A 1,654-nucleotide genomic window follows, 5' to 3' on the forward strand; every position below is an offset into this window, starting at 1 on the left:
GCAGTTATGTGGGAGAGTATGTCGTCGCCTTTCTTTTGAAAACCCCGTTTCTTACGAAACGGGGTTTTTTTGTTTTAGAAATGTCCCGTCCTGAAATAACGATACTGCTTGTGCTTATGCCCAAATGGGAAGTATATTAGAGATTAATGAAATTCTATATATTGGCTTTTTCTTGCTTGTAAGGTAGTGTAAATGTCTTTAAGAGTAGTTTGTGAGATGGAGAAATATGCTTACTCTTGCTCTTGTGTTTAGTTAGAATTGCTTTTATTGTAAGTGAGTTAGTGTCTTAAATATCGGTTTGAAGTTGCTTTTGGGTAAATTATAGCAAAACATTAGTTGAATATAGCGAGCTTTATTTTGTTATAGTTGTATTCTAGGAATTAATCAGGCTAAGTAATGGCTGTAATTAGAGTAGGAAAGCTATAATTTTGAATTCAACTAGGTTTATTATTTCTATCGACTGTAAATTTATAGTGTGGTTTCTCTTTTTTTTAGTTGAAGGAGTTAGTTAGGCTTCTTTTTTTTGATAGGGTATTGGATTATGTTCGATTTTATTTTAATTATTAAGATGTTAGTTACTAGAGATGTATATGCTTTGATGAAATAAAAAGAAAAATTTCTTTGAAAATGTTTTGTATAAACGAAAAACTAGCTTATATTTGCACACGCAATGACGACAACGAAACTTGTTAAGCTGCGAAAATAGGGCGATTAGCTCAGCTGGTTCAGAGCACCTCGTTTACACCGAGGGGGTCGGGGGTTCGAACCCCTCATCGCCCACCATAAGGGACAAGGAAGAAAAATTCTTCTTTGTCCCTTTTTTATTTGTATCTAATTCGCTGTTAATCAGATATATAAGCCGTACCGCTTCGTTGATTCTTGTGGTTCGAAATTCAATTCCGTCGAATGTCAGATTTTCGGGATAGATTGAACCAATTAGATCCCTGCACTCTACAAATGTTGTTTCGTTGCACACAACATTCAGTCTTAATAGATTGTCAATCCCTGCGTTAAGTAGTCCTTCGATATCTTCTTTATTGCTGCTTATTGTAGACAGCTTTGCTTCGAGCCTAGTTACCATACCACCATAATCCGATTTCATATCTCTGTAATCCGATGCATCGATTTGATTTGTCGCAAGTAAATCCCTCGCATTAGAAAGCCTACTTTCATAATCTTTTAACTGAGCAATTATTTGTCTTTTTTCTTCCTGTACGCCTTTAGTTTGCTCTGTATAGGCTTCTGTTATTAAGATTGTGTAAAGCTGTTTATACTCAGGACGCACTCTGTATTTTTTTAATTCACTTATAAACATTTCAGTCGCTGGCTCTGCTCTGAAACGATGTGTGCAACCTCCAAAACAATGGTAATAGGCATAATATCTGTTGCGCCCTTTAGATTTGCTCCCTGATAGGATTTTTGAACATTTAGGACATATCAGAAAACCACGAAGCGGAAGTTCTACAATAGTTTCTACTTTTGGACGGCTCGACCTGCTACGACCATCAAGTACATCCTGTACGCTATAAAATAAGTTTTCTGAAATAATAGCTTCATGTTGTCCTTTGACAAATTGGCTTTCCTCGTCTTTGTATTGAGGAACGAATATTTTTCCACAGTAAAGCGGATTGCGTACAGCCAACCAAAAGCTATT

At 36.1% G+C, this 1,654-nt stretch carries 1 protein-coding gene and 1 tRNA gene; one reads left to right on the plus strand and one right to left on the minus strand.

Annotation, left to right across the window (positions count from 1 at the left end):
* Nucleotides 1–705 precede the first annotated feature (705 nt).
* A tRNA-Val gene (locus FNW52_RS20565) sits at nt 706–783 on the plus strand.
* On the opposite strand, the gene FNW52_RS21355 is transcribed toward FNW52_RS20565, so the two are convergent.
* Nucleotides 740–1,642 (minus strand): recombinase family protein, encoded by a 903-nt coding sequence (locus tag FNW52_RS21355; RefSeq protein WP_143379337.1) that lies wholly within the window; start codon nt 1,640–1,642, stop codon nt 740–742. The genes FNW52_RS20565 and FNW52_RS21355 overlap by 44 nt on opposite strands.
* Nucleotides 1,643–1,654 lie beyond the last annotated feature (12 nt).

The organism is Flavobacterium sp. ZT3R18 (genome assembly GCF_007097385.1).
In the GTDB taxonomy this organism is placed as follows: domain Bacteria; phylum Bacteroidota; class Bacteroidia; order Flavobacteriales; family Flavobacteriaceae; genus Flavobacterium.